The 26833-nt window shown below is 68.7% G+C and carries 30 protein-coding genes and 3 pseudogenes; 18 read left to right on the top strand and 15 right to left on the bottom strand.

Annotated features, from left to right (window positions below; genetic code table 11):
- Window positions 1-2: 2 nt before the first annotated feature.
- The 4 genes from ftsY (at window position 3) to LRS10_RS06075 (ending at window position 3081) form a co-directional block, all read left to right on the top strand.
- A complete protein-coding gene (gene ftsY, locus LRS10_RS06090; protein WP_257836472.1) occupies window positions 3-947 on the top strand; it encodes a signal recognition particle-docking protein FtsY in 945 nt (314 codons plus the stop codon).
- Window positions 944-1534 carry an inner membrane-spanning protein YciB gene (locus LRS10_RS06085; protein ID WP_257836471.1) on the top strand — a complete coding sequence of 197 codons (591 nt, stop codon included), beginning with the start codon at window positions 944-946 and terminating at the stop codon, window positions 1532-1534. Before ftsY ends, LRS10_RS06085 begins: the two co-directional genes overlap by 4 nt.
- Window positions 1535-1620: 86 nt before the next feature.
- On the top strand, window positions 1621-2187 hold the full coding sequence (locus LRS10_RS06080) for a MarR family winged helix-turn-helix transcriptional regulator (protein ID WP_257836470.1): 567 nt from the start codon (window positions 1621-1623) through the stop codon (window positions 2185-2187).
- A 39-nt stretch (window positions 2188-2226) separates the two neighbouring features.
- The gene (locus LRS10_RS06075; RefSeq protein WP_257836469.1) at window positions 2227-3081 is read left to right on the top strand and encodes a glycosyltransferase family 9 protein; all 855 of its coding nucleotides are present in this window, start codon (window positions 2227-2229) and stop codon (window positions 3079-3081) included.
- On the opposite strand, the gene LRS10_RS06070 is transcribed toward LRS10_RS06075, so the two are convergent.
- The 6 genes and pseudogenes from LRS10_RS06070 to LRS10_RS06045 all read right to left on the bottom strand — a co-directional run bounded on the left by LRS10_RS06070 (window position 3078) and on the right by LRS10_RS06045 (window position 5766).
- Window positions 3078-3266, bottom strand: coding sequence for a hypothetical protein (locus tag LRS10_RS06070; protein WP_257836468.1), 189 nt, complete (start codon window positions 3264-3266; stop codon window positions 3078-3080). The two genes, LRS10_RS06075 and LRS10_RS06070, sit on opposite strands and share 4 nt — an antisense overlap.
- A 106-nt stretch (window positions 3267-3372) precedes the next feature.
- Window positions 3373-3630, bottom strand: a complete 258-nt coding sequence (locus LRS10_RS06065) for a hypothetical protein (protein WP_257836467.1) — start codon at window positions 3628-3630, stop codon at window positions 3373-3375.
- A 66-nt stretch (window positions 3631-3696) separates the two neighbouring features.
- Window positions 3697-4212, bottom strand: a complete 516-nt coding sequence (locus LRS10_RS06060) for a DsbE family thiol:disulfide interchange protein (protein ID WP_257836466.1) — start codon at window positions 4210-4212, stop codon at window positions 3697-3699.
- A 10-nt stretch (window positions 4213-4222) separates the two neighbouring features.
- Window positions 4223-4366, bottom strand: coding sequence for a heme exporter protein CcmD (gene ccmD / locus LRS10_RS06055; RefSeq protein ID WP_257836465.1), 144 nt, complete (start codon window positions 4364-4366; stop codon window positions 4223-4225).
- A 4-nt stretch (window positions 4367-4370) separates the two neighbouring features.
- Window positions 4371-5100: pseudogene (gene ccmC, locus LRS10_RS06050) on the bottom strand (heme ABC transporter permease CcmC).
- A gap of 42 nt (window positions 5101-5142) precedes the next feature.
- Window positions 5143-5766, bottom strand: coding sequence for a Spy/CpxP family protein refolding chaperone (locus tag LRS10_RS06045; RefSeq protein WP_257836464.1), 624 nt, complete (start codon window positions 5764-5766; stop codon window positions 5143-5145).
- A gap of 104 nt (window positions 5767-5870) precedes the next feature.
- On the opposite strand from LRS10_RS06045, the gene LRS10_RS06040 reads away from it, so the two are divergent.
- On the top strand, window positions 5871-6353 hold the full coding sequence (locus LRS10_RS06040; protein WP_308237923.1) for a nuclear transport factor 2 family protein: 483 nt from the start codon (window positions 5871-5873) through the stop codon (window positions 6351-6353).
- An 8-nt stretch (window positions 6354-6361) separates the two neighbouring features.
- Here the strand turns inward: LRS10_RS06040 and ccmB are convergent.
- A pseudogene (ccmB, locus tag LRS10_RS06035) lies at window positions 6362-7028 on the bottom strand (heme exporter protein CcmB).
- A complete protein-coding gene (ccmA, locus tag LRS10_RS06030) occupies window positions 7025-7627 on the bottom strand; it encodes a heme ABC exporter ATP-binding protein CcmA (protein WP_257836462.1) in 603 nt (200 codons plus the stop codon). The pseudogene ccmB and the gene ccmA overlap by 4 nt, the downstream one beginning before the upstream one ends.
- A 225-nt stretch (window positions 7628-7852) precedes the next feature.
- Between ccmA and acnA the strand changes: the two genes are divergently transcribed.
- Window positions 7853-10543, top strand: coding sequence for an aconitate hydratase AcnA (acnA, locus tag LRS10_RS06025; RefSeq protein WP_257836461.1), 2691 nt, complete (start codon window positions 7853-7855; stop codon window positions 10541-10543).
- Window positions 10544-10605: 62 nt separating this feature from the next.
- Here the strand turns inward: acnA and LRS10_RS06020 are convergent, their stop codons facing one another.
- Complete coding sequence (locus LRS10_RS06020) at window positions 10606-10959, bottom strand: hypothetical protein (protein WP_257836460.1); 354 nt, start codon at window positions 10957-10959, stop codon at window positions 10606-10608.
- Between the two features lie 272 nt (window positions 10960-11231).
- Between LRS10_RS06020 and LRS10_RS06015 the strand changes: the two genes are divergently transcribed.
- Both LRS10_RS06015 and LRS10_RS06010 read left to right on the top strand, forming a co-directional pair.
- Window positions 11232-11939 carry a thioredoxin family protein gene (locus LRS10_RS06015; protein ID WP_257836459.1) on the top strand — a complete coding sequence of 236 codons (708 nt, stop codon included), beginning with the start codon at window positions 11232-11234 and terminating at the stop codon, window positions 11937-11939.
- A gap of 312 nt (window positions 11940-12251) precedes the next feature.
- Window positions 12252-12587: a DUF2794 domain-containing protein gene (locus tag LRS10_RS06010; RefSeq protein ID WP_257836458.1), complete on the top strand. Its 336-nt coding sequence runs from the start codon at window positions 12252-12254 to the stop codon at window positions 12585-12587.
- A 74-nt stretch (window positions 12588-12661) separates the two neighbouring features.
- On the opposite strand, the gene LRS10_RS06005 is transcribed toward LRS10_RS06010, so the two are convergent.
- Window positions 12662-13414 (bottom strand): Bax inhibitor-1/YccA family protein, encoded by a 753-nt coding sequence (locus LRS10_RS06005; protein WP_257836457.1) that lies wholly within the window; start codon window positions 13412-13414, stop codon window positions 12662-12664.
- Window positions 13415-13574: 160 nt separating this feature from the next.
- Here LRS10_RS06005 and LRS10_RS06000 point away from each other — a divergent pair, with 160 nt between their 5' ends.
- Window positions 13575-14225, top strand: coding sequence for an arylesterase (locus LRS10_RS06000; RefSeq protein ID WP_257836456.1), 651 nt, complete (start codon window positions 13575-13577; stop codon window positions 14223-14225).
- Window positions 14226-14234: 9 nt separating this feature from the next.
- Window positions 14235-14772: pseudogene (gene thpR, locus LRS10_RS05995) on the top strand (RNA 2',3'-cyclic phosphodiesterase).
- Between the two features lies 1 nt (window position 14773).
- On the opposite strand, the gene LRS10_RS05990 reads toward thpR, so the two are convergent.
- Window positions 14774-15163, bottom strand: coding sequence for a DUF2237 family protein (locus tag LRS10_RS05990; protein ID WP_257836455.1), 390 nt, complete (start codon window positions 15161-15163; stop codon window positions 14774-14776).
- Between the two features lie 104 nt (window positions 15164-15267).
- Between LRS10_RS05990 and LRS10_RS05985 the strand changes: the two genes are divergently transcribed.
- Window positions 15268-15765 carry a hypothetical protein gene (locus LRS10_RS05985; protein WP_257836454.1) on the top strand — a complete coding sequence of 166 codons (498 nt, stop codon included), beginning with the start codon at window positions 15268-15270 and terminating at the stop codon, window positions 15763-15765.
- Here the strand turns inward: LRS10_RS05985 and LRS10_RS05980 are convergent.
- Window positions 15740-16156, bottom strand: coding sequence for an HIT domain-containing protein (locus LRS10_RS05980; RefSeq protein ID WP_257836453.1), 417 nt, complete (start codon window positions 16154-16156; stop codon window positions 15740-15742). The two genes, LRS10_RS05985 and LRS10_RS05980, sit on opposite strands and share 26 nt — an antisense overlap.
- A gap of 85 nt (window positions 16157-16241) precedes the next feature.
- Between LRS10_RS05980 and LRS10_RS05975 the strand changes: the two genes are divergently transcribed.
- A complete protein-coding gene (locus LRS10_RS05975) occupies window positions 16242-17231 on the top strand; it encodes a malate dehydrogenase (RefSeq protein ID WP_257836452.1) in 990 nt (329 codons plus the stop codon).
- A 55-nt stretch (window positions 17232-17286) separates the two neighbouring features.
- Here LRS10_RS05975 and LRS10_RS05970 read toward each other — a convergent pair whose 3' ends face one another.
- Window positions 17287-17550, bottom strand: a complete 264-nt coding sequence (locus LRS10_RS05970) for a lysozyme inhibitor LprI family protein (protein WP_257836451.1) — start codon at window positions 17548-17550, stop codon at window positions 17287-17289.
- A 178-nt stretch (window positions 17551-17728) separates the two neighbouring features.
- On the opposite strand from LRS10_RS05970, the gene LRS10_RS05965 reads away from it, so the two are divergent.
- Window positions 17729-18064 (top strand): hypothetical protein, encoded by a 336-nt coding sequence (locus LRS10_RS05965; RefSeq protein ID WP_257836450.1) that lies wholly within the window; start codon window positions 17729-17731, stop codon window positions 18062-18064.
- A 137-nt stretch (window positions 18065-18201) separates the two neighbouring features.
- Here the strand turns inward: LRS10_RS05965 and LRS10_RS05960 are convergent, their stop codons facing one another.
- The gene (locus LRS10_RS05960) at window positions 18202-19413 is read right to left on the bottom strand and encodes a hypothetical protein (protein ID WP_257836449.1); all 1212 of its coding nucleotides are present in this window, start codon (window positions 19411-19413) and stop codon (window positions 18202-18204) included.
- Window positions 19414-19544: 131 nt separating this feature from the next.
- Here LRS10_RS05960 and LRS10_RS05955 point away from each other — a divergent pair, with 131 nt between their 5' ends.
- A complete protein-coding gene (locus tag LRS10_RS05955; RefSeq protein ID WP_257836448.1) occupies window positions 19545-20087 on the top strand; it encodes a GNAT family N-acetyltransferase in 543 nt (180 codons plus the stop codon).
- Here LRS10_RS05955 and LRS10_RS05950 read toward each other — a convergent pair.
- Window positions 20084-20845 (bottom strand): LytTR family DNA-binding domain-containing protein, encoded by a 762-nt coding sequence (locus LRS10_RS05950; RefSeq protein WP_257836447.1) that lies wholly within the window; start codon window positions 20843-20845, stop codon window positions 20084-20086. The two genes, LRS10_RS05955 and LRS10_RS05950, sit on opposite strands and share 4 nt — an antisense overlap.
- A 159-nt stretch (window positions 20846-21004) precedes the next feature.
- Between LRS10_RS05950 and LRS10_RS05945 the strand changes: the two genes are divergently transcribed.
- From LRS10_RS05945 to LRS10_RS05930, 4 genes are all read left to right on the top strand, one after another.
- The gene (locus LRS10_RS05945) at window positions 21005-21553 is read left to right on the top strand and encodes a DUF2306 domain-containing protein (RefSeq protein WP_257836446.1); all 549 of its coding nucleotides are present in this window, start codon (window positions 21005-21007) and stop codon (window positions 21551-21553) included.
- Window positions 21554-21715: 162 nt separating this feature from the next.
- Entirely contained in the window at window positions 21716-22915 is a 1200-nt protein-coding gene (gene sucC, locus LRS10_RS05940) for an ADP-forming succinate--CoA ligase subunit beta (protein WP_257836445.1), read from the top strand.
- Between the two features lie 3 nt (window positions 22916-22918).
- A complete protein-coding gene (gene sucD / locus LRS10_RS05935) occupies window positions 22919-23797 on the top strand; it encodes a succinate--CoA ligase subunit alpha (protein WP_257836444.1) in 879 nt (292 codons plus the stop codon).
- A gap of 83 nt (window positions 23798-23880) precedes the next feature.
- Window positions 23881-26829 carry a 2-oxoglutarate dehydrogenase E1 component gene (locus LRS10_RS05930; protein ID WP_257836443.1) on the top strand — a complete coding sequence of 983 codons (2949 nt, stop codon included), beginning with the start codon at window positions 23881-23883 and terminating at the stop codon, window positions 26827-26829.
- Window positions 26830-26833 lie beyond the last annotated feature (4 nt).

Here is a 26833-nt window from a genome sequence, read left to right as displayed (position 1 = left end):
CCATGTCAGAACCCAAACGCGGCTGGTTCCAGCGCCTCACCCAGGGGCTCACCAAGTCGTCCAAGCAGATCGGCGACCAGATCGCCGAGGTCTTCGTGGCCAAGGCGCCGCTGGATCAGACGAAGCTCGACGAACTGGAGGAGATGCTGATCGAGGCCGACCTCGGCCCGCATTCCGCCGCCCGCATCACGGCCCGCTTCGCCGAAGAGAAGTTCGGCAAGGACGTCGGCGAGGACGAGATCAAGGAAGCTTTGGCCCAGGCGATCGGCGACGAACTGTCGAGCCGCCAGGGGACCTTCGACCCGTTGTCGGGGCCCAGGCCCTACGTCGTGCTGTTCATCGGGGTGAACGGCTCGGGCAAGACCACCACCCTCGGCAAGATCGCCCAGGACCTGAAGTCGCGCGGCGCCAAGGTGCTGGTGGTGGCCGGCGACACCTTCCGCGCCGCCGCGGTCGAGCAACTGAAGGTGTGGGCCGAGCGGTCGGGCGTGGACTTCATGGGGCGACCGACCGGCTCGGATGCCGCCGGCCTCGCGTTCGACGCCGTGCAGAAGGCCAAGGCCGAGGCTTATGACGTCGTGCTGATCGACACCGCCGGGCGCCTGCAGAACAAGGAGGGTCTGATGGACGAGCTCCTGAAGATCATCCGCGTGGTCAAGAAGCTGGACGAGGACGCGCCGCACGAGACGTTGCTGGTGCTGGACGCCACCGTGGGCCGCAACGCGCTCAGCCAGGAGAACATCTTCGGCAATCGGATCGGCGTGTCGGGCATCGTCATGACCAAGCTCGACGGGACAGCGCGCGGCGGCGTGCTGGTGCCGGTGGCCCAGGCGTCGGATTCGCCCATCAAGCTGATCGGCGTCGGCGAGGGCATCGACGACCTGCAGCCGTTCGACGCGCGGGCGTTCGCCCGCAGCCTGGTCGGCCTCGAGGAGCCCATCCGGTGAGCCAGTTGAGTCCCCGGGCCAAGGGCTGGGTGCGAAGCGCGGTCGACTACGGCGGCCCGCTGGCCTTCCTGGTGGCCTTCCTGATCAGCCGCGACACCATCACGGCCACCTGGGCGTTGGTGGCGGCTTCGGCCGTCGCCCTGGCGGTCGGTTGGCTGGTGGAGCGACGGATCGCGCCGATGCCGCTGGTGGCCGGCGTCGCCGCGCTGATCTTCGGCGGCCTGACCATCGCCTTCCACGACGAGCGCTTCATCAAGATCAAGCCGACCGTGCTGAACCTCGGCTTCGCGGGCTTCCTGCTGGGCGGGCTGATGCTGAAGAAGAACCCGCTCAAGGCGTTGCTGGCCGGCGCCATCCATCTGCCGGACCCGATCTGGCGGGTGCTGACGGTGCGGTACGGCCTGTTCTTCGTGCTGGTCGCGATCCTGAACGAGATCGTCTGGCGGACGCAGTCGACGGAGGTGTGGGCCTATTTCCGCTTCCCGGGCCTGCAGGTCCTGGCGGTGGCGTTCTCGCTCACCCAGGTCCCGCTGATGATGAAACACGCCCTGCCGGGCGAGGCGCCGCCTCCGCCGCCCACGGAGTAGGCCGGCCGGGCGAGATCGTCCGTCGTCAAACCGTCGCACACCGTCGCTAAGTGTCGGATCCGTCCAGAGCGGGGGATGGAACGACCATGGCCAAAGCCAAGTCGCGTTCGAAGGGCGGGCTGAAGACGGGGGCGCCGGCGCTCGACGGATCGGCCACTCACCTGCTGCACCGGGCGGTGCAGCGCGCCCTGGACGAATACGCTGCCGAATTCGGACCCCGCGGCATCACACAGCGCCAGTACGCGGTGCTCGCTGCGGTCGCCGCCCAGGAGGGCGCGACCCAGACCGACCTCGTCCGCTCTACTGGAATCGACCGCTCGACGCTCGCCGACATGGCTGCGCGAATGATCGCCAAGGGCCTCCTGGCGCGCGAGCGCTCCACCGCCGACGCGCGCGCGAACGCCGTCCGGCTGACGCCGGAGGGTCAGGCGGTGCTGGCCGACGCCGAGCCGAAGATGGCCGCCGCCGACGCCCGGCTGATGAAGCTGATCGCCGGCCGAACGCGCCGGGACGCCTTCCTCAAGCTGCTGAAGGATCTGGCGCTCGCGGGCGAGGAGCCCGTCAAGGCCGAGAAATCGCCGAAACTGAAGAGTTCCAAGCCGAAGGCGGCCAAGCCCGAGGCCAAGAAGAAGAAGCTGAAGAAGGCTGCCTAGCGCTTCCAGCGGAGCCGCCGGGCGCTAGGATCGGCGGACATGGACGCCCACCGATTCCTCCAGGGCCAGGAGCTGTTGCGCCAGGGGCGCTGGGCCGAGGGCTGGCCGCTGCTGGACGCGCGGACAAGGCTCGCGCCCGACCTCGTGCCGCCGGGCCCGACCACCTACCCGGAATGGCTGGGGGAGCCGCTGGACGGGCGTTCCATCCTCGTTTGGATCGAGCAGGGGCTGGGCGACCAGATCATGTTCGGCCGCTTCGCGACGATGCTGAAGCAGCTCGGGGCCGGAAAGGTCACCCTGATCTGCCGGCCGCCGGCCGCGCCCGTGCTGGCCACCATCTCCGGCGTCGACGAAGTGATCGCCATTCCGGTGGGAGGCTCGGCCGCAATCCCACGCCACCAGCTCTGGACGCGATACTTCAGCCTGCCGGAACGGCTGGGGATCACTCTGGAGAACCTTCCGGCGGAGCCCTACGTCCGCGCGATGCGTCCCCGCCCGTGGCAACCGGGCTTCGGGCTCGTCTGGAGGACGAGCGTCACCGGGGTCGTGGCTCCGGCCAAGACCCTGCCGGAGGTCGAGGCTCGGCGGCTGGTCACGCTGGGCGGCGTCAGTCTCCATCCGGAGGACACCGGCGTGCGCGATCTCGGCGAGACGGCCGACATCATCGCGGGGCTGGATCTGGTGGTCACAGTGGACACCGCCGTGGCGCACCTGGCCGGGGCGATGGGAAAGCCGGTCTGGGTGCTCTTGCACAGGCCCGCCGACTGGCGTTGGCTGACCGAGGATCGGGCGGACAGCCCTTGGTATCCTTCGGCGACGCTCATACGGCAACGGACGGCGGGCGACTGGACGCCGGTGGTGTCCGAGGTGGTGCAGCGGCTGGCCGGCCGCTAGCGCGGCATGGCGACGTCGCTGTCCCGCAGGAAGGGCGAGCGCAGGCGCTGGTAGCCCATCTCAGGGAGCCCCTTCATGATGGCGTCGAGCATCATGTCGCCGTCCGCCTTCACCGGCGGCGGCTCGCCGAAGAGCTCCCGCCACAGCGCAGCGGCCTCTTCACGAATGCGGTCTTCCCGTCCCATGCCGTCCCAGAGAAACCATCTCAACAAACGGCAAAACACCGGCGGCGGCCGAGGTGTTCCAACCTGAAATATGGTTAATTCCCGGCGGCTTAGCCGAATCGGGCGGTCAGACGCGGATGTCGAGGACGGAGCCGGGCCGTAGGATCCGCGCCGGCTGGGGACCGTCTGCGCCGCCCGTCGCGGGCGCCGGGCGGGCCGCCGGGATGGGCTCGGCAGCCGGGGTGAGTGCGGCGGGAGCGGCGGGCGGCGCCTGGCCCATCGCCGCAGCGAAGAACGCCTTCTGAGCGGCGAGCCGAGCGGGATCGATGGCGCGTTGCGGCTGCGGCGGTACAGAGGGCGGAAGGTTCGGTCGGATCGTGGTCACGGGCGGTCAGCCGAACATGGTTAACGGGACGGTTCCAGGCGTGCCGCGCTCCGCCTTGAGAACAGGTTAACGAGCGAGGCCGGCGAGGCGGCGGGCGTCGGCGTCGGTCAGGGGGCCGGTGTGTTTGGCGAGTATGAGGCCGTCACGGCCGACGACGTAGGTCTCGGGGACGCCGGTGACGCCGAACTCCACCCCCGCGCGCCCGTCGCGGTCGACCAGCACTTCGGCGAACGGGTCGCCCAGGCGGGTCAGGAACGCCTGGGTGTTCTGCGGCGCATCCTTGTAGGCGATGCCCACCACGCGCACCGGCTGGCCCTTCAGGCCCATCAGCACGGGATGCTCGATCTCGCAGGGCGCGCACCAGGATGCGAAGAAGTTGACCAGCATGGGACCTTCCGCGGCCATGGCGCGGAGCGAGACCGGCTGGCCCTGCGCGAGCGTCGGCAGATCGACGGTCGGGACCGGCTGGCCGACCAGGGCCTGCGGCTGGACCTGCGGATTACGGTTCAGCGCATAGAGGCCGAACAGCAGGCCCAGGGCCACGAGGATCGCCAGGGGCGCAAAGGCGAGCCAGCGGTTCATGCATCGACCCTCATTTCCGGGTCCGCTCCTCGAAGCGGCGTTTCCACCGGCGCGCGTGGGCGAGAGACATCCAGATCAGCAGAGCGAAGGTCGCGCCCGTGATGATGAAGGCGGGCCAGATGTAGGCACCGTAGTCGGGCAGGGTCTCGGGCATCGGGTCAGCCTCTCGCCGCGCGCAGGGCTGCCGCTTCGGCGCGGCGGCGCCAGATCTCGCCCCGGATGCGGACGAGCCAGAGCGAGCCGAACGCCGACAGGAACGCAAGGCTCATCAGCAGCAGCGGCACGAGGAAAACCGGCGGCATGGCAGGGCCGCCCTCGGCGAAGATCGAGGAGCCCTGGTGCAGCGAGTTCCACCATTCGACGCTGTAGTGGATGATCGGCAGGTTCACCGAACCGACCAGGGCCAGGATCGCAGCCGCCCGGGCCGCCTTGGCCTCGTCGTCGAGCGAAGCGCGGAGCGCGATGTAGGCGACGTAGAGCAGGAAGAGGATCAGCACCGAGGTGAGGCGCGCATCCCAGACCCACCAGGCGCCCCACATCGGACGGCCCCACAGCGAACCGGTGACCAGCGTCAGGAAGGCGAAGGCCGCGCCCAGAGGCGCCACGGCCTGAGCCGCGGCGTCGGCGAGCGTGTGCCGGAACACCAGCGCCAGGAAGCTGGCGACGGCCAAGCAGGCGTAGGCGAACATCGAGACCTGGGCCGCCGGGACATGGATGAACATGATCCTCACAGTCAGGCCCTGCTGGTAGTCCGCCGGCGCCCGTGAAAGCCAGGTAGAGGCCCACGACGGCAAGGGCGCTGGCGATCGCGCCGAACATGGGCGCCGCCCAGCGCGAAAACGCCATGAAGCGTTCGGGATTGGCGAGGAAGGCGGGCGCCGGGATCATCGGAAATCCCGCTTAAGGCCCGGCGGCCCGCCTCGCAACTGATCAGATGTCGCCAGGCGCCGGCGGCGCCGGCGGCATCGGGGGACGCGGCGGCATCGGCGGCATGGGCGGCGCCGGCATGTGATGGCCTACAGGGATCATCATCGGCCCGAACCCGGGCCCAGCCATCATCAGCATGGGCATGGCGTCGAACGCCTTCTTCTGCTTCTCGTCGAGCTGAGCGTAGAAGGTCCGGGTCGCTGCGATACGACGCTTCATCGCCTGATGGTGCTCGTCGGCCTTCGCTTCCATCTGCGCAAGTCGCTCGGCCGTGGACTTGTCCAGATCATCCTTGCCGAACTTCACGACATCATGCCGGCCGGGCTCCGGCTGGGTGGCCGCGAGGAACGCCTTCAGGGCCGGTTCCTGGTTCGGACGCAGCTGCAGCACGTCCTTGAGGTGCTGCTCTCGCCCCTCGCCTGAGCGGTAGATCATGACGTTCTTCCGCGGACCCTTGCGGTCGCGGTCGCTGTCGTCGCTGCGGTAGACGTGGACATGGCGTTCCGGTCGGGCGTCCGTGCGGGCCTGCTCTCGGGCCGCTTCAGCCGAGGCGTCGTGGGCGAGGGCGATGCCGGCCGTGGCGGCGAGCGTGGCGCCGGCCAGGAGGCAGGTGAGGGTCCTGTTCATCTGAATGCTTCCCCGAGAAGGTGATCCGATCAGACAAGCTGCGCCTTCAGGATGCGGCGAAAAGACGGCAGTCGGCATGAAGCTTTGTTCATGTGCGATTTCCGATGGATGCGGGCATACGGCGCAGCTTCGAACCTTGGGAGAGCGCCATGATTTCAACCTTGCTCGCCGCCGCCGCGGTCGCCACCGCGCCGGCCGCGTTGGATCCAGCCGAGGCGAAGGCGGTTGAGGCGGTGGCCTACGACTATGTGGACGGCCAGCTCGAAGGCGATGCGCGCCGCGTCGCGCGTTCGCTGCACCCGGACCTCGCCAAGCGGGCGGTGGAAAAGAGCGCGGATGAGGTTTTCCCCCTGCGGCGCATGTCGAAGGACGAACTCGTCGAGCTGACGGCTCAGGGCGTGCTGAAAACGCCCAAGGACCAGTGGAGCCGTTCGGTGCGGGTGCTCGACATCGCCGGCGACGTGGCGGTGGCGCGGGTCGACACCCCTTGGTTCACCGACTTTTTCCACCTGGGGCGGTTCGACGGCCGGTGGGTGATCGTCAACGCCATGTGGCAGCCGAAGCCGCGAACCGCGGCCGGCTCCTAGGTCGCGCGCTAGGAGAGCGCGTTGCGGCAGGCGCCAGCCATGGCCAGCGGGCCGAGGGCGACGGCGGCGGCGGCATAGGCCCCCAGCAGGGGCGAAGCCGCCCTGCCACGGCAGTCCGCCAGCGAGGGCGTCGAGGGCGCCGCCCCCGAAGATGACCGGCGGTACGAACAGCGGCAGGACGATCACCGCCGTCAGCAGTCCGCCGCGCCGCGCCCCGAGGCTGAGGGCCGCGCCGATGCCGCCCATGAACGCGAAGGCCAGCCCGCCCATCAGGGCGCAGGCGAAAATCAGCGGCGCCAGCGCCGGGGACGCGCCGAGCGCGATCGCCGCGACCGGCGCGGCCAGGGCCAGGGGTGCGCCCGTCGCCAGCCACTGGCCCAGGCACTTGATCGCGCAGACCAGTTCAAGCGGGATGGGCGAGAGGGTCAGGAGGTCCAGCGCCCCGTCCTCGTAGTCGCGCTCGAACAGGCGATCGAGCGAGAGCAGCGCCGCCAGCGCCAGGGCCACCCAGGCCGCGCCCGGCGCGATGGCCGCCAGGCGTTCCGGCTCCGGGCCGATGGCGAGCGGCATGAGGGTGGCGACGCCGGCGTAGAATCCGACCGACACCAGAGGGCCGCCGCCGCGACCCCACGCAAGCGTCGTTTCGCGTACGAGCAGCGACCAGAGGCGGCTCATGCGGCCAGCTCCAGGCCCTTGGCCGCGATGGGCAGCGGGTCATGCACGGCGGCGAGGATCATGCCGCCGCCTGCGAGGTGCGCGCCCATCATCTCGCCCAGCCTCGCGCGCCAGACGGAGTCCAGCGGGCTGAGCGGCTCGTCCAGGAGCCACAGGGCGCGCGGCGCCGACGTGAGGCGAGAGAGCGCGAGCCGCCGGCGCTGGCCAGCCGACAGTCGCCGCACCTCCAGATCGAGGAGGCGGACCAGGTCGAAGGCGTCGGCGGCTTCCCGCGCGGCCGCATCGGTCCCGCCCGACCAGAGGGTCCAGAAATCGAGCTCCTCGCGGACCGTGCGGGCGGGCTTGAGACCATCCTGGTGACCGACGAAGTGCAGGGCTTCGGCGCGGGCCTCGGCCGGCTCCACCTTTCCGAAGCCGATCTCGCCAGCTTCGAGGCGGACAAGGCCGGCCACGGCGCGGAGCAGGCTGGTCTTCCCGGAGCCGTTCGGCCCCGTCAGCGCACAGGCTTCTCCGGGGCGCAGCGACAGTGACACGCCCTCGAACAGCACGCGCCCGCCGCGGCGCACTGACGCCTCTGAGATCGACAATTCGGGGATCATTCGCCGGACGCCCTCCAGGTTCGGCTAGATCCCGGATTTTGCGAGCCATTCGCAAGATGCCCTTGCCGTGGACGGAGGCGCCGGTCGGGGCTATGAAGCCGCCGGCCGCCGCAGCCCCAGGGGGCAACGCCGCGCGGGGACGAACGCTGTGTGTCCGTCCCTCCAGAGCGCGCGAACCCTGGGGTGGTCGATGGGCGGCCGGGAACAGAGAAAGGATCTCCCCTCATGGCGTCTGTCGACAGCCTGAAAACCCGCCGCGAACTCACGGTGGGCGACAAGACCTACGCTTACTACAGCCTTCGCGCGGCGGAGGAAGCCGGACTTTCGGGCGTGTCGCGCCTGCCGATCTCGATGAAGGTCCTGCTGGAGAACCTGCTCCGCAACGAAGACGGCCAGTCGGTCGGGGCCGACGATCTGAAGGCGATCGCCGCCTGGATCGAGAACAAGGGGGCCGTCGAGCACGAGATCAGCTTCCGTCCGGCGCGCGTGCTGATGCAGGACTTCACCGGCGTGCCCGCGGTCGTCGACCTGGCGGCCATGCGCGACGCGATGACCGCGCTGGGCGGCGACCCGGAGAAGATCAACCCGCTGAACCCCGTCGACCTCGTGATCGACCACTCGGTGATGGTCGACTACTTCGGCACGCCTAAGTCGTTCGGCGCCAACGTCGAGCGCGAATACGAGCGCAACATGGAGCGCTACCGCTTCCTGCGCTGGGGCTCGTCGGCCTTCAACAACTTCCGCGTCGTGCCGCCCGGCACCGGCATCTGCCACCAGGTGAACCTGGAGTACCTCGCCCAGACCGTCTGGACGAACTCCGAGGACGGCCAGGAGGTCGCCTATCCGGACACCGTCGTCGGCACCGACAGCCACACGACCATGATCAACGGCCTGGCCGTGCTGGGTTGGGGCGTCGGCGGCATCGAGGCCGAGGCGGCCATGCTGGGCCAGCCGATCCCCATGCTGATCCCGGAAGTCATCGGCTTCCGCCTGGACGGCGTCCTGCCCGAGGGCACGACGGCCACCGACCTGGTGCTGACCGTCACCCAGATGCTCCGCAAGAAGGGCGTTGTCGGCAAGTTCGTCGAGTTCTACGGCCCGGGCCTGCAGCACCTGACCCTCGAAGACCAGGCGACCATCGCCAACATGGCTCCCGAGTATGGCGCCACCTGCGGCTTCTTCCCGATCACCCAGGCGACCCTCGACTACCTGACCGCCACCGGCCGCGATCCGGCGCGCGTGGCCCTCGTCGAGGCCTACGCCAAGGAGCAGGGCCTGTGGCGTGACCCGTCGGATCCCGATCCGGTGTTCACCGACACGCTGGCGCTGGACCTCTCGACCGTCGCGGCTTCGCTGGCTGGCCCGAAGCGTCCGCAGGACCGCGTGCTGCTGACCGACGCCGCCGCGGAATTCCGCTCGGCGCTGGCCGGCGACTTCGGCAAGGCCGACGGCTACGGCGAGCGCTTCAAGGTGGAAGGCGAGAACTTCGACGTCGGCAACGGCGACGTGGTCATCGCGGCCATCACGTCGTGCACCAACACGTCGAACCCCAGCGTGCTGATCGCCGCGGGTCTCGTCGCAAAGAAGGCGGTCGAGAAGGGCCTGCAGGTGAAGCCGTGGGTGAAGACCTCGCTGGCTCCCGGCTCCCAGGTCGTCACCGACTACCTGAAGGCCGCGAAGCTGGACAAGTCGCTGGACGCCCTGGGCTTCAACCTGGTCGGCTACGGCTGCACCACCTGCATCGGCAACTCGGGCCCGCTGCCGGAAGCGATCTCCGACGCCGTCCAGAAAAACGACCTGGTCGCCGTCTCGGTGCTCTCGGGCAACCGGAACTTCGAAGGCCGCGTGAACCCGGACGTGCGCGCCAACTACCTGGCCTCCCCGCCGCTGGTGGTGGCCTATGCGCTCGCCGGCTCGATGCTGATCGACCTGGCCAACGAGCCGCTCGGCGAAGGCAAGGACGGCAAGCCGGTCTATCTCAAGGACATCTGGCCGACGACGGCCGAGATCGCCGCCCTGCAGCGCAAGCACGTGACGAACAAGATGTTCGCCAGCCGCTACGCCGACGTCTTCAAGGGCGACAAGAACTGGCAGGGCATTAAGGTCGCCGGCGGTCAGACCTACACCTGGGACATGGGCAGCACCTATGTGCAGAACCCGCCGTACTTCCAGGACATGTCGATGGAGCCGGCGCCGGTGACCGACATCGTCGAGGCCCGCGTGCTGGGCGTGTTCGGCGACTCGATCACCACCGACCACATCTCGCCGGCCGGTTCGATCAAGGCCAGCTCGCCCGCGGGCGTCTATCTGCGTGAGCGTCAAGTGCCGCAGTCGGAGTTCAACTCCTACGGCGCGCGGCGCGGCAACCACGAAGTGATGATGCGCGGCACCTTCGCCAACATCCGCATCCGCAACCGCATCACGCCGGACATCGAAGGCGGGGTGACCAAGCACTTCCCTTCGGGCGAGGTCATGTCGATCTACGACGCGGCGATGCGCTACCAGGCCGAAGGCCGGCCGCTGGTGGTGTTCGCGGGCAAGGAATATGGCACCGGCTCGTCGCGCGACTGGGCGGCCAAGGGCACGAAGCTGCTGGGCGTCCGCGCCGTGGTGGCCGAGAGCTTCGAGCGGATCCACCGCTCGAACCTGGTCGGCATGGGCGTGCTGCCGCTGCAGTTCCTGCAGGAAGGCTGGCACAAGCTGAACCTGACGGGCGAGGAGATCGTCACGATCCGCGGCCTGACCGAGCTTGCCCCGCGCAAGCAGCTGATCGTCGAGATGTACCGTCCGTCGGACGGCCGCATCGCCCGTTTCCCGGTCCGCTGCCGCATCGATACCCCGACCGAGCTCGAGTACTTCAAGCAGGGCGGCGTGCTGAACTACGTGCTGCGCAGCCTGGCGAAGCCTGCCGCCTAACCCTCGGCAGCGATCGCGTTCCTTCAGGGCGGGCCTCCGGCGACGGGGGCCCGCTTTGCGTTTCAGCGTGTACGGGGACGCAAGGTGACGCCGGCGTACGACAGCTCGGGGGCGAACCGGCGCTTCATGTCGGTCTCGAACAATGCAACCGATGTCCCGGCCACGGCCTGGGCAAGCCTCTTGGAGGCCGCAACGGTGGCGGGATGGTCCGGCGTGCACGCCGTTGCCTCGCTCACGGGTTCAGAGCCGCGATCTCGATCTTCCAGACGTGTGTTGTAGCCCTGCATGCAGGCGAGGCGACCCGTGAGGGATTCCACGCAGGGGTCTCGTTGCAGCCAGATCGACACGACCCATTCGCAAAGGATGGGCGGCGGCGCCACGGCGTCGGCGGCCGCCTGGGCACGCACCGCGCGCATCTCCAGCCGCTGGAACAGCTGATACCGGACCAGACCCTTCTCAGTCTGTTGACCCTTGATGAAGAGGACAGGCCGGTCCTCCGCGGCTATCGAGAGGTTCAGGCTCTCTGTGCGGAGAACCTCGGGGGTCGGCGGTGTCGGGGGGCGGCGGAGCCTCGAACATCATGGTCTCCCTCAATCGGTGATGAAGCTTAGCCGTCAGCGGGAGGCGGTCTACAGGTCACGGCTTGTTGAGATTTACAGCTTCGGGCGCAGCTTCTAAGTCGAGGGCGATGCGGAAAGCGGCGCTCCTCAGCCTGATCCTGGCCGCGGCGGCTTCGCTCGCGCCTTTGCACGCGGCGGCCAAGTCGCCGGTGCTGGTCGAACTCTACACGGCCCAGGGCTGCGCCTCATGCGCAGAGGCCAACGTCCACCTGGGCAAGCTGGCCGAGCGGCCGGGCGTCGTCGCGCTGACGTTCCCGGTGGACTATTGGGACTACCTCGGCTGGACCGACACCTTCGCCCAGCCCGAGTTCACCGAGCGTCAGAAGGCCTATGTCACTCGGCTGAAGTTGCGCGAGCCTTATACGCCCCAGGTGGTCATTGACGGCCGTGAGGAGGCCCCGGGCCTGAAGACCGCCGAGGTGGATCGCCTGGTTCGAGCCGCGACCAGCGCGCCGCGGAATGCGCCCGACATGCAGTTCATCGGCCCCAGGCGGGTCGACGTCGGCTCGGGCCGCGTCCCCGCTGGCGGAGCCGAGGTGTGGCTGATCCGGTACGACCCGCGGGCGGTGGAGACGGTCGTCAAGGCCGGCGACAATCGCGGCGAGACCGTCGTGCAGAGGAATCTGGTGCGCGAGATCCAGCGGCTCGGCAGCTGGCGCGGCCGGCCGCAGGCCTACCGCCTGAATGAGGCTTCGGACGAGGGGCTGAAGACGGTCGTGGTGGTCCAGGCCGCCAATGGCGGTCGGGTCGTGGGCGTCGCTCAGAAGCGAGACTAGGCGCCGGCCCGGCGACGCACAAACGAAAGCCCGCGCGGCTGGAGAGCGACCACGCGGGCTTGCGCTTTTTGGATGAGAGCGTCGGTTGGCCAGGCCTCGATCCAGGGGGGCTGGGGGGGCTGTTCAGGATCCGGGACCGGGGTTCCGACCAACCGACGATGTGAATATCGAAGGCGCATCCGACCTTCGCTGGACCGAAATAAGGTCATTTCGCGGCGGGGAACCGGGCCGGGTGCGGGGCGCTTGGCCCTCCCAAGCGGCCGCTTATTTCATGTGGCCGACCCCACAGAATTGCGGCAGGCTCACTGTTCCATGGCCTTCGATCCGAGCTATTCGGCCCCGCGCCAGGCCGGCGTCTTCTTCGAACGGCGCGAGCTGGAGCGCCTGCTCCGCCTCTACGGGCGCATGGTCGCCCAGGGCGAATGGCGTGACTATGGCATGGACAGCCTGGCCGACGCCGCCGTTTTCTCGGTGTTCCGCCGAACCGCCGAGGCCCCGCTCTACCGGATCGAGAAGCGCCCGGCGCTAGCCCGGCGTCAGGGCTCCTGGGCGGTGGTGGGCCAGGGCGGCCACGTACTGCGGCGCGGGCACGACCTGGAACAGGTGCTGCGCTTCTTCGACAAGGGCCGATTCAAGGTCGTCGACTGACGAGTGCGGCCGGCAAGGAAAAGCCCCGGCGGATCGCTCCGCCGGGGCTTCCCGTCGTGTGGGCCATCTGGCGCCTAGCGGCGTTGGCCGAAGAACTGCAGCAGGAATTGGAAGAGGTTGATGAAGTTGATGTAGAGGCTGAGCGCGCCGTAGTTGGTGGCCACGCCCATGGCCGCCTGGTTCCCGCCCAGCTCGTAGTAGGTCATTTTCAGGCGCTGGGTGTCGTAGGCGATCAGGCCGGCGAAGATGAACACGCCCAGCACGCTGATCATGAACTGCATCATGTCGCTGCGCAGGAAGATGTTCACGATCGAGGCGATCACCAGACCGATGAGGCCAACGATCAGGAAGCTGCCGAAGCCGGTCAGATCCTTCTTCGTCGTGTAGCCGAAGAGGCTGAGCCCGCCGAAGGCCGTCGCCGTGATCAGGAAGGTCGTGGCGATGGACGCACCCGTGTAGAGCAGGGTCCAGACGCCCAGACCCGCGCCGATCAGAGCGACGATGGTCCAGTAGAAGATGCCGGAGCTGCGCGGGCTCGCGTTGCGCAGGGCGAACATGCCGAACAGCATCACCGCCAGCGGCGCGAAGCCGATGATCATGCCGAGCATGGTCATGCCCGCCAGGCGGCCGTCCGGAGTGACGACATAGAGGAGGTCGCGCACCGGCGCGAACTGGCCGGTCAGGTACGCCAGGGCGGCGGAGACCACGAGGCCCAACGCCACCTTGTTGTAGACGCCGAGCATGAAGCTGCGAAGTCCCGCGTCCACCGACATGTCGGCGCGATCCGCCGGGATCGAGCGCGCGTAGCCGCGGTTGAAGTCGCTCATGAGAGGCTTAGCCCTTTCAGTTCGCGTCCCAAGCGGACGCAGTCCGAAATATCGTGAGGGTTACGAGCGTAAGCAAGGCCTAACGGACCGGGTCGGTTCCATTTTCGCGCGGAAGGCCGCAGGCCCTTGAGCCGCCGCAAACGCGGTCTAAATCCCGGATATGACGAACGAATTCACTCGCCGCACGGCTGTCGCCGCGACCGCAGCGGCGCTGTTGACCGGTCGCGCGACGGCGGCGCAGCCTGCTCGGCCCGTCCGCGTGGCCATTCTGGGCGACTCCATTACCGCGGGGTACGGTCTCCCTCGCAGCCAGGCGCTGCCCGCGCAGCTCGAGCGGGAGCTCGTCCGCCTCGGCCGCAGCGTCGAGGTGACGGCGGCCGGCGTGAACGGCGACACGACCGCCGGTGGACTGCGCCGGGTGGACCGGGTCAGCGAGGCCGCCGACGTCTGCGTCGTGGCCTTGGGCGGCAACGACCTGCTGCTCGGCGCAGACCCGAGGGCGGTGGAGCGCAACCTGGAGGGCATCGTCACACGCCTGAAGGCGCGCGGCGTGACGGTGGTGCTCGCGGGCGTCCAGGCGCCGGTGATCCTCGCGGGGGCCTGGGGCCGCAGCTTCAACGGCGCCTTCGCCAACGTCGCCCAACGCCACGGGGTGGTCTTTGTCCCCGACATGTTGGCCGGCGTCGCGCTCAATCCGAACCTCAACCAGAGCGACGGCATCCATCCGAACGCGGCCGGGGTTGGCGTGATCGCCCGCCGGCTGGCGCCGGTCGTGGCGCAGGTGCTGCCAAAGACCATCGCCGCGCGCTAAGCAGAGGGCATGATACGCCTGTTCGCGGCGCTCGCCCTGCCGCCAGAGATCGTGAAGGGCCTGATCCGCCGTCAGAGCGGCGTCGAATTCGCGCGCTGGCGGCCGCCGGAGAGCCTGCACATAACCCTTCGCTTCTTCGGCGAGGTGCGTCAGGACGTGGCCCGTGACCTCGATGCGGAATTGTCCGGGATCGACGTGCCGCCTTTCGAGATCGTGCTGGAGGGCGCAGGGCGCCTTCGGCGAAGGCCGCGACATCCACGCGATCTGGGCCGGCGTCGAGGAGAGCCCGATGCTGCGCCGCCTGGCCGATGCGTGCGAGACGGCGGCCCGGCGCGCCGGCCTGAAGCCCGAGAAGCGCAACTACAAGCCGCATGTGACCCTGGCCTATCTGAAACAGGCCGACCCGGCCGAGGTCGGCGCCTGGATCCAGGGACATAACCTGCTGAAGTCGCCGCCGATCACGGTCGACCGTTTCGGTCTCTACTCCTCGACGCTGGGTAGCGAGGGCGCGCATTATCGCCTGGAGGCCGAGTACCCGCTCGGCTAGCTCACGCCGCGGCGTGGTCCTTGAGGACCCCCAAGGGCACGATCGCCAGGGTCTCCTCATGCGTGCTCTCGAGCACCACCCTCGGCGCGGCGCCGGCGTCCAGCGCCTCCTTCCACCGCGGGGCGCAAAGGCACCAACGGTCGCCCGGCTTGAGGCCCGGGAAGCCGTATTCCGGCAATGGCGTCGAGAGATCGTTTCCGGCGGCCTTCGAATAGGCGAGGAACTCGGCGGTCATGACCGCACACACGGTGTGCATGCCCGTGTCGTGAGGGCCGGTCTCGCAGCAGCCGTTGCGGAAGAAGCCGGTCACCGGATCCAGCGAACACGGCTGGAGTTCCTCGCCCAGGACGTTGCGGGCGTCGGCGTCGTAGCGGAGCGGGCGAGGGGCCATGGGCCCATCCTAATCGCGAACTCGCGCGTTCATAGGGCTTCGCGAGCCTGAACGGCTCGTCAAATCCATAGCCAAGCTTGGCGTTGCAGAGGACAGTGCGTGGGATGAAGACGACGACGGGAGCTCTGGTGGGCATCGCGGCGGCGCTGGGCGCCTGGGCCGCGAACGCGCAGCCCGCGCTTCAGGTCCCAGCCACGCCGGTGGCCGAGCAGGTGGATCCGACAGAGGCGATTCCCCTCGTCGCGCCGGCGCCCCAACTAAGCGGCCCGGCCTACGATAGCCGGCTGAAAGCGTCGCTGGTTTCGGCCCAGAGCTTCCAGGGCCCGCTGGATGGCGGCTGGCGGCTCGCCGGCGCCGGCGGCTCGCTCTACGACTTGCAACTCGTGGACCGGAACAACGGCGTGGTGGAAGGCGCCTGGCGCGACTTGAGCCGGGCCGGCGCGCCTGCGGGCTCCGGCTTCCTGGACGCCGTGGAACGGGACGGCGCAGGCGTTCGGCTGACCTTCGATGGCGGCAAGACCGCGACGCTGAGCTATGGGCCGAACGGTTGGCGAGGCGAGATGAATGGCCAGCCCGTCACGCTAACGCGGCGCGCCCCGTAAGCAGGGCGGTCGACAGTTCGGCCGGCCGATAGCGCCGGGCCTCGCCATTCCCCCACACCGGACCCGGCCAGGCGGGGTCGTCGGCCCGGCGTCCGACGACGTGGACATGCAGCTGCGGCGTGACATTGCCGAGCTGCCCGATGTTGAGTTTCTCCACCGGTCGCGCCAACTCGTGGCCAATCCGGCGCACGGCGGCGCCGGCGAGGACCATTTCTTCCATCAGGCGCGCGCGATCGTCCGCGCTGAGCTGGTCCAATTCGCGGATCGTTGCCCGCCGCGGGATCAGCACGATCCACGGATAGCGCGCATCGTCCTGGAGCCGGGCGTGGCAGAGGTCGAGTTCGACCAGCGGCTCGGACGTGGCTTCGAAGGCGGGATCGAGCTTGAACATCGGCGCCACCGCTGCGGCATTGCAGCATGCCCGTCAATTGGTTAGGGACCCGGCCGACATTCCCAGCTTTCCAAGGAGCCGCCCCATGGCCTCGAAGCCGCCCATCCGCGTCGCCGTCACCGGAGCCGCCGGCAACATCGGCTACGCGCTGCTGTTCCGCATCGCCTCGGGCGAAATGCTGGGCAAGGACCAACCGGTCATCCTGCAACTGCTCGAAATTCCGGCGGAGGGTCCGCAGAAGGCGCTGAAGGGCGTGGCGATGGAGCTGGAGGACTGCGCCTTTCCGCTGCTGCAGGACATGGTGCTGACCGACGATCCGAAGGTCGCCTTCAAGGACGCGAACTGGAACCTGCTGGTCGGCTCCAAGCCCCGCGGTCCCGGCATGGAGCGCGCTGACCTCCTGAAGGACAACGGCAAGATCTTCATCGCCCAGGGCCGGGCGATCGACGAGGTGGCCGCCGACGACGCCCGCGTCGCGGTGGTGGGCAATCCCTGCAACACCAACTGCATGATCGCGGCGAGCCAGGCGAAGCGCCTGACGCCGGACCGCTTCACCGCCATGGTTCGCCTGGACGAGAACCGCGGCCGCGCACAGCTGGCCAAGAAGGCGGGCGTCTCCATCAACGATGTCAGCGAGCTGTTCATCTACGGCAACCACAGCCCGACGATGTTCGCTGACTTCACCCACGCCAAGATCGGCGGCAAGGCGGTGACGGACGTCATCACCGACCGGGCCTGGCTGGAGAACGAATACCTGCCGACGGTGGGCAAGCGCGGCGCGGCCATTATCGAGGCCCGCGGCCAGAGCTCCGCGGCCTCGGCGGCCAATGCCCTGATCGACCATGTGCGGGACCTTGTGACCCCCGGCGCGATCCACTCGGTCGCCGTCGCGTCGGAAGGCCGTTACGGCTTCGCCGACGGCGTCTGGGCCGGCATGCCCGTGAAGACGACGGCGCCCGGCGCCTACGAGGTCGTCACCAGTTACGAGATGGACGACTTCGCCAAGTCGAAGATCGCGATCACCAACGACGAGCTGGTCGGCGAGCGCGACACGGTGAAGGACATGCTGGGCTGAGGCTCAGCGCTTCAGGCGATCCAGAGGCCTCCGGTGCGAACCGGAGGCCTTTTCGTTAGCGGCTGAGGTCGTCCAGTTCGGCGATGCGTTGCCGGTAGATGCTCTCCACCGCCTCGGGTGATCGGCGGGCCGCCTGTTCGCGGATCGACAGCCAGTCGTCCTGCTCGGCGCGCAACGCGCGATACGGTATGCCCGACGAGACCGCACGATCGAAGGCGCGATCCAGCTGCCGGTCGAGGCGGGCCAGTTCGGCGTCGCCGCAGACCATCCGCTCGGCCCGGGTGCCGGCGTAGCGGCAGTCGAAGCTGGGCCGAGCCATGGCGGGAGCCGGCGCTTCCGCGAACCTGGGAGCCGGCGCGATCTCTCGTGGCGCGGGGGCGGGGGCCTCAAGCGTCGGCGCCGGCCGAGGCTGAGGTCGTGGGGCGGGCGCACGCGCGGCGGCGATCGATGCGTTCGCCTCCGCGGCGCGGGCGAGGTCAGGCGGCAGAACATCGAGCTTGCCTGCCGGCTTAGGCGGCGGCGTCGGTGCGACGGCCGCGACTTCGACCGGGACCGGCGTGCTCACCGTGTCTTCGGCCGTGCGGGTCACCGGCTGCATCGGCCCGCGATCGCGGCCGTCCGGCGCCGAAGTCGGGCTTGGCGAACACGCCGAACAGCAGGCCCAGGCCAAGAGCGACGCCAACCCCGCCCAGCAGCATGCCGCGGGAGACCCCGCGCCGCGGCTGCGGCAGGCGGTATTCGTGGGGCTCGAACTGCCGAGCCTCGGGGCGCGGCTCATGGTTCGCCGCGGGCCGCTCGATCCGGAGGCCGGTATCCGGCCCTCCCGGCCTTGAAAATCCCTGTCCGGAAAAGCCGTTGTAGCTCCCGCCCGGGTGCTCGCTCGTCATCGCGCAGTCCGTCGTCTGCGTCCCTCAAGGCATGCAAAGCGCGCGACGGCGAGCGCCGTTGCAAAAGCAAAGGTCGTTCTGAACTAGTCGTCGCGCGCGTCCCGGGCCAAGTCGTTCAACTCGGCGATACGAGCCTCATAGACGTCCTCCACCGCCCAGGAGCCGTCTCGGGCGGCGGCGGCGCGGGCCTGGCGCCAGCGCTCCTGCTGCCGTTGCAGGGCCGACGCCGGAACGCCGGCGGCTTCCGCGTTGCGGAAGGCCCGCTGCAGCTGGCGATCTCGCTGGGTGAGCCGGGGGTCTGCGCAGACCAGCGCCTCACCCGGATCGGCCGAGGCGCAACCGGCCGGCCGGGCGTTGTTGCGCGCCACGCGCATCGGTCCCTCTCCGCGCGGCGTGACCTGCTTCTTCGGCGCGGCGGCCTTCTCGACCTGGGGCTTGGCTTTCGCGGCCGCACCCTTCGCCTTGGGTTCGGCGAGCTTCTTGGCTTTCGCCCGCTCCGCTCGTTTGCCTTCGGCCAGCTCCAACTCCCGCCTGGCCTTCCGTTCGGCCACCTCGGCCTTGGCCTTGATGGTCTTGGGCGCCGTCTGCACAGCCTTGGTCAGCTTGCTCAGCTTGTTCGGATCCGCCTTCTGCGCCCTGGGCTCGGCCTTCTGCGTCTTGGCCTGGGCCTTGGCGACCTTGACCTCCCGCGCCCTGCTGGCGGTGGCGGACGCGGCCTTCTTCGGCTGGACCTTCTCGGTCTTCGCGACCTTCCTGACCTCAGAACTCTTCGCCGCCGCGGCCTTGGCGGGGTCACCTGCCGGCTTCCTCTCGGCCTTGCGCTTCTCGACCTTGGCGGCCGCGGGCTTCGGGGCCTCCGCCTTGGCCGCAGCGGGTTCGGACCTTGGCGGGACGACAGCCGGGATCACCGCGGGCGCCGCCGCGACCGGAACGGCGACGGCGTCCACCTTCATCAGGCCGGCGCGCGGGCCCTTCGGCGCCAGCAGCTCGGGCGCGGGCGCCGGTGCGTGGGTCCCGGCGTCATAGGACGGCATGACATCCAGCAGGGGGCCCATGGGGGCCGGGCTGTCGTCGAGCACGATCTGCAGCTTGCGGTTCGGGGCCTCGATCTCGAGCTCGGGCTTGGGCGGCAGGGGCGCATCGCCACGTTCGGCGGCCGAGGGTCGAGCCCACAGGCCGAAGCCCACACCCAGCGCACAGGCGGAGACGACGCCGGCCACGACAAGACGACCGCCGCCGCCCGCCCGGCGGGCCGGACCGGTCTGCACTTCGTCTTCGAACTGGTCGTACGCCATCGGCGACCTCGCGTGGTACGGGTCCCTCGACGCTGAAGGCAGGAGCTTGCTGACCGGCGCGGCTCCCCAGCCGCGCGCGTGACGCCCCACACCCCGAACTCTCTCCCGATTCCAGATAAGGGCTCAAAAACGTGGAGAATCCAATACCGACGCTTGAGACAGAACGCCTCATTCTGCGGGCGCCCAGACCCGAGGACTTCGAGCCGTGGGCCGCGTTCGCCGCGGACGAGGAAGCGGCGCGCTGGATCGGCGGCGTCCAGACCCGGGCGGGCGCCTGGCGTGTGATGGCGACGATGGCCGGAGCGTGGCTGGTGCGCGGCTTCTCGATGTTCTCCGTCGTCGAGAAGGCGACCGGCGCGTGGGTCGGCCGCGTCGGACCGTGGCAGCCGGAGGGCTGGCCGGGCACTGAGGTCGGGTGGGGGATTGTGCGCGGACGGTGGGGCCGAGGCTATGCGCCGGAAGCGGCGGAGGCTGCGATCGATTGGGCCTTCCACACCCTGGGCTGGGACGAGGTGATCCACACCATCGAAGACGCCAATGTGAACTCACAGCGCGTGGCGCAGCGATTGGGCTCGCGCATCCTGCGCCAGGCGGTGTTGCCCCCGCCGCTGAACGTTCCCGTCGACGTCTGGGGGCAGAGCCGCGACGCGTGGATGGCCCGGCGGCCGCGCTAGATCCAGCCGCGCTCGCGCAGCACGCCGGCGTAGGTGCGGCTGACGGGCACTTGGGCCCCCTTCAACGTCAGCGTCGCACGACCGTCGCCGCGCCTGGCGTCGGTGATGGCGTCGCGGGCCACCCACCAGGAGCGGTGAACCTGCAGTCCCTCGATCCCGTCCAGTTCGGCGATCGCATCAGCCAGCCGCATCAGGATCAGGTCCTGCCCCTTGGAGGTGTGCAGGCGCAGGTAATGGTCCTCGGCCTCGACCGCCCAGACCTCGGCCCCCCGAAGCTTGAGCGGGAGGCGTTCCAGGAACTTCGGGGGCGCCGGCGCGGCGGCGGCTTTCGCCGCCTGGCGGGATCTGATCAGCATGTTGATCACCGTGATGGCGATGGCCACGGCGAGCACCGAGATGAACAGGACCGGGATCGCGCTGAGGTCGAACCGGGCGCCGAACATGAGGCCCGAAGCGACGGCCACTACGCCGGTGAACGGAATCGACATCAACAGGGCCGCCAGGGCCGCATCCAGCCAGAGGCTGCTCGTCCGGCGGCGGCCGCCGCGGAAGAACCAGCGCGCGACGAACGCGCCCCAGCCGTAGCCGAGCAGCATGAGGCTCATCCAGTAAGCGAAGCGCACGTGGAGCGGGGCGTCGATGGTGCCGAACGCGCCGGCGATCGTCAGGAAGAGCCCGGACGCACCCGCCACCGCCAAGCCGCGCAGCCAACCGCGGGCTTCTTCATAGGGCGTGAAGCGTTGCAAGAAGCCGCTCACGGCGCCGCTCGCGAAGCGTGAACGGCGACCCGCGGCCGTTCGCGAAGCCTGGCCGTTGTCCGACGCATCGCCTGTCGCGCCCTCACCGACACCCCGTCATCACCCGGTTCGAAGCCGGCGCCGCCCGCGTGGAGCGCCCTCGAGCATCGGAGATAGAGCATGTCGCAACCCCTCGGAAAGCCCGTCCGCAAGCCGATGGGCTTCGCGCCCTGGTTCGCCCTCAGCATGGGCGTCGTGGCGCTGATCCTGGCGCTGGCGCTTGGCCCTTTCTGGTTGGCGGTGTTCCAGATGGTCGGGCGGGCCCGCCCGCACGCACCGGATCTTGAGCTGTTCGCCGACCTGTCGACGCCGATCAAGATCCACCTGATCACGGCGCTGGCCGCGCTCGTGCTCGGCGGCGTTCTGATGGCGGCGCGGAAGGGCCGCGCGTTCCACCGTTTGGCCGGCTGGACCTGGGTGTCGCTGGTTTCGGTGACGGCCGGCGTCACCCTGCTCATCACCGAGCTCAACGATGGCGCCTGGTCGCTGCTGCACCTCTTCACCGGCTGGACCCTGCTCATCCTGCCGCTGGCGGTTCTCGCGGCGAAGCGCCACAACGTCGCCCGGCACCGCCGCAGCATGATGGGTCTGTTCTACGGAGCCTTCGCGATCAACTTCTTCATCGCCTTCATCCCGGGGCGAACGATGTGGCAGATGTTCTTCGGATAATCGGTCTGCCGCAGGCTTGCTCACCCTGGGAGAGCATCGCGCACGAGAACGCTGTTCAGGGGGCCTCGCGCGGTTGTCATCGTGGGACGCGGCGCCTATAAGCCCCGTCACTCGCCCCGGCTCCGACCGCGGCGAGCCTCTGGAAAAGCGCTCCAAGGCCTCATGAACATCCACGAACACCAAGCCAAAGCCGTCCTCGCAGAGTTCGGCGTCGCGGTCCCGCGCGGCTATCCCGCGTTCTCCGTCGATGAAGCCGTGCAAGCCGCCGAAAAGCTGGGCGGGCCGGTCTTCGTGGTGAAGTCGCAGATCCACGCCGGCGGGCGCGGCAAAGGCAAGTTCGAGGGGCTGGGCCCCGACGCCAAGGGCGGCGTGCGTGTGGTCAAGAGCGTCGAGGACGTGAAGGCCAATGCCGCCGAGATGCTGGGCCGGGTGCTGGTGACGCACCAGACGGGCCCCGCCGGCAAGCAGGTGAACCGCCTCTACATCGAGGAAGGCGCCCAGATCGCCAAGGAATTCTACCTGTCGCTGCTGGTCGACCGCGAAACGAGCTGGGTCTCGGTCGTGGCGTCCACCGAAGGCGGCATGGACATCGAGGAAGTCGCTCACGACACGCCCGAGAAGATCGTCACCTTCTCGATCGATCCGGCCACCGGCGTCTTCCCGCACCACACCCGGAAGCTGGCCAAGGCGCTCGGCCTGACCGGCGGCCTGGCGAAGGAAGCGGCGACGCTGCTGAACCAGCTCTACACGGCGTTCCTGGCCAAGGACATGTCGATGCTGGAGATCAACCCGCTGATCGTCACGGGCGACGACCACCTGCGTGTGCTCGACGCCAAGGTGAGCTTCGACTCGAACGCGCTCTTCCGTCACAAGGATGTCGTCGAGCTTCGCGACGAGAGCGAGGAGGACCCGAAGGAGATCGAGGCCTCCAAGTACGACCTCAGCTACATCGCGCTCGACGGCGAGATCGGCTGCATGGTCAATGGCGCCGGCCTGGCCATGGCCACCATGGACATCATCAAGCTCTACGGCGCCGAGCCCGCCAACTTCCTGGACGTGGGTGGCGGCGCCTCGAAGGAGAAGGTGACGGCGGCCTTCAAGATCATCACCGCGGACCCGAACGTGAAGGGCATCCTGGTGAACATCTTCGGCGGCATCATGCGCTGCGACATCATCGCCGAAGGCGTTGTCGAGGCGGTGAAGGAAGTGGGGCTGAAGGTGCCGCTGGTCGTCCGTCTGGAGGGCACCAACGTCGACCTGGGCAAGAAGATCATCAATGAGAGCGGCTTGAACGTCATCGCCGCGAACGACCTCTCGGACGGCGCCGAGAAGATCGTCCAGGCTGTGCGGGGCGCTGCTTAAGACATGTCGATCCTGATCAACAAAGACACCCGCGTCATCTGCCAGGGCATCACCGGCAGCCAGGGCACCTTCCACACGGAACAGGCCATCGCCTATGGCACCAAGATGGTCGGCGGCGTGACCCCCGGCAAAGGCGGCCAGACGCACATCGGCCTGCCGGTGTACGATACCGTCGAAGAGGCAGTGAAGCAGACCGGCGCCGACGCCTCGGTGATCTATGTGCCGCCGCCGTTCGCGGCGGACTCGATCCTGGAAGCGATCGACGCGGAAGTGCCGCTGATCATCTGCATCACCGAGGGCATCCCGGTGGCCGACATGATCAAGGTGAAGCGGGCGCTGTCGGGCTCGAAGTCGCGTCTGATCGGTCCGAACTGTCCCGGCGTGCTGACGCCTGGCGAGTGCAAGATCGGCATCATGCCGGGCAACATCTTCAAGAAGGGCTCGGTGGGCGTTGTCTCGCGCTCCGGCACGCTTACCTATGAGGCCGTGTTCCAGACCTCCCAGGTGGGCCTTGGCCAGACAACGGCCGTGGGCATCGGCGGCGACCCCGTGAAGGGGACCGAGTTCATCGACGTGCTCGACATGTTCCTGAAGGATCCGGAGACCGAGTCGATCATCATGATCGGCGAAATCGGTGGTTCGGCCGAGGAAGACGCCGCGGAGTTCATCAAGAATTCAGCGATCAAGAAGCCTATGGTCGGCTTCATCGCGGGTCGCACGGCGCCTCCGGGCCGCCGCATGGGCCACGCGGGCGCGATCATCTCCGGCGGCAAGGGTGGCGCAGAGGATAAGATCGCCGCGATGGAAGCCGCGGGCATCCGCGTCTCGCCGTCGCCGGCGAAGCTCGGTGAGACCCTGGTCGAGGTGCTGAAGGGCGCCTGAACCACATATTTCTAGCGTAGGGCGGTCCGCGCCAGGCTCCTTCTCCAGAAGTCCGCGGCTCTGCCCCGGAAGGCGAAGACGAGATGGCGGACGACGCAGGCCTTATCAACGAAGTCCTGGCCGAGACGAGTTTCCTGTACGGCGGCAATGCCGCGTTCGTGGAAGACCTCTACGCCAAATGGGCGGCGAACCCGGAGTCGGTGGAGCCGTCCTGGCGCGCCTTCTTCGCGTCTCTGGCGGACCGCGCCGACGAGGTGAAGGCGGCGGCCCGAAAGCCCGCCTGGGCCAAGCCCGCTGCGCCCCAGGCGCGGCCTGACTGGCTGTCGGCGATCGACGGCCTCTGGCCGGCGGTCGAGGCGAAGGTCGGCAAGGCCATTGCGGACAAGAAGCCGGCTGCAAGCCAGGACGAAGTGCGCGCGGCGACGCTGGATTCGCTGCGCGCCATCATGATGATCCGGGCCTACCGGATGCGCGGCCACCTGAAGGCCAACCTCGACCCGCTGCAGATCGCCACGACGCCAGGCGACGCTTCCGAGCTCGATCCTGCCAGCTACGGCTTCGCCGAGGCGGATTTCGACCGGCCGATCTTCCTCGACTACGTGCTGGGCCTCGAGACGGCGACGCTGCGTGAGATCATCGAGATCCTGCGTCGCACCTACTGCGGCAACGTCGGCGTGCAGTACATGCACATCTCCGATCCGAAGGAAAAGGCCTGGCTGCAGGAGCGGATCGAAGGGCGCGACAAGGAAATCGCCTTCACCAAGGAAGGCAAGATCGCCATCCTGAAGAAGCTGATCGAGGCCCAGGGTTTCGAGGCCTTCCTGCACCGTCGGTTCCCCGGGACCAAGCGCTTCGGCCTGGACGGCGGCGAGGCCATGGTTCCGGCGCTGGAGCAGATCATCAAGCGCGGCGGCGCGATGGGTGTGAAGGATCTCATCGTCGGCATGCCGCACCGCGGCCGCCTGAACGTGCTGGCCGCCGTGATGGGCAAGCCCTATCACGTGATCTTCCACGAGTTCCAGGGCGGCTCGTCGGTGCCCTCGGACATCGAGGGCTCGGGCGACGTGAAGTACCACCTGGGCGCCTCGTCGGACCGCGAGTTCGACGGCAACAGCGTCCACCTGTCGCTGACCGCCAACCCGTCGCACCTCGAGATCGTCAATCCGGTCGTCATCGGCAAGGCGCGCGCCAAGCAGGCGTTCACGCTGCGCGAGCAGCAGGACGCCGGCCGCAGCCATGTCCTGCCGCTGCTGCTGCACGGCGACGCCGCTTTCGCCGGCCAGGGCGTGGTCGCCGAGTGCTTCGCGCTCTCGGGCCTGAAGGGCTACGGCGTCGGCGGCACCATGCACTTCGTGGTGAACAACCAAATCGGATTCACCACCAGCCCCAAGAATTCGCGATCCTCGCCCTACCCGTCCGACGTGGCGCTGATGGTCGAGGCGCCGATCTTCCACGTGAACGGCGATGATCCCGAAGCGGTGACGTTCGCGGCCAAGGTGGCCACGGAATACCGCCAGCTGTTCGGCAAGGACGTGGTCGTCGACATGTTCTGCTACCGGCGGTTCGGTCACAACGAGGGGGACGACCCCACGATGACCCAGCCGCTGATGTACGCGAAGATCAAGGGCCACCCGTCGGTCCGTGACCTGTACGCCCAGCGGCTGGTGGCCGAGGGCGTGGCGAGCCAGGCCGAGATCGACGGCTGGGTGTCGGAGTTCGACCAGTTCCTCGACGCCGAATTCGAGGCCGGCAAGACCTACAAGCCGAACAAGGCCGATTGGCTGGACGGCAAGTGGTCGGGACGCAAGCCCTCCGGCGAGGAGAAGTACGCCACGGGCGTGCCGAAGCAGAAGCTGCTGGACCTCGGGCGCAAGATCACCTCGATCCCGGAGCGGGTTAGCGTTCACAAGACGGTCGAGCGCGTCATCGGAGGCCGTCGCGAGGCGATCGAGAGCGGCTCTGGCATCGACTGGGCCACCGCCGAGCACCTGGCCTTCGCCACCCTGCTGGACCAGGGCTATCCGGTCCGCCTGTCGGGGCAGGACAGCGTGCGCGGCACCTTCAGTCATCGCCACGCCGGCGTCATCGACCAGAAGAGCGAGGAGGTCTACTTCCCGCTCCGCAACCTCGGCCCGGGACAGGCGCACTTCGAGGTGCTGGATTCGGCGCTCTCGGAAGAGGCGGTGCTCGGCTTCGAGTACGGCTTCTCGCTGACGGATCCCGACACGCTGACCCTGTGGGAAGCCCAGTTCGGCGACTTCGTGAACGGCGCCCAGGTGGTGATCGACCAGTTCATCAGCTCGGGCGAACGCAAGTGGCTGCGGATGAGCGGCCTCGTCATGCTGCTGCCGCACGGGTACGAGGGCCAGGGGCCGGAGCACTCGTCCGCCCGCCTGGAGCGCTTCCTGCAGCTCTGCGCCGAAGACAACATGCAGGTGGTGAACTGCACCACCCCGGCCAACTACTTCCACGTGCTGCGCCGGCAGCTGCTGCGCGACTTCCGCAAGCCGCTGATCGTCATGTCGCCGAAGAGCCTGCTGCGCCACAAGCGGGCGGTCTCCAACCTCACCGACATGGCTGAGGGCACCGGCTTCCACCGGGTGATGATCGACGGGGCCGAGGCCGGCTGCGACGTGGGCGGCATCAGGCTCCAGGCGGACGACAAGATCAGCCGTGTCATCGTCTGCTCGGGCAAGGTCTACTTCGACCTGGTGGAGCAGCGGGCCAAGACCGGCCGCGACGACATCTACATCCTGCGCCTCGAGCAGTTCTACCCTTGGCCGCTGAAGTCGCTCACCAACGAGCTCAAGCGGTTCAAGAACGCCGAACTGGTCTGGTGCCAGGAGGAGCCCAAGAACATGGGCGGCTGGCAGTTCGTGGACCCGTGGCTGGAGCTGACGCTGGAGCGGATGAACGTGAAGTCCAAGCGCGCGCGTTACGTCGGCCGTCCGGCCTCGGCGTCGACGGCCGCCGGCCTGATGAGCCGCCACCTGAAGGAACTGGAGGCTTTCCTTACGGAAGCCTTCGCGTAAAGCA

Origin of the sequence: Phenylobacterium sp. J426, from assembly GCF_024699945.1 — a bacterium.
Lineage (GTDB): Bacteria > Pseudomonadota > Alphaproteobacteria > Caulobacterales > Caulobacteraceae > Phenylobacterium.
This window is presented reverse-complemented; position numbering and strand designations above follow the sequence as displayed.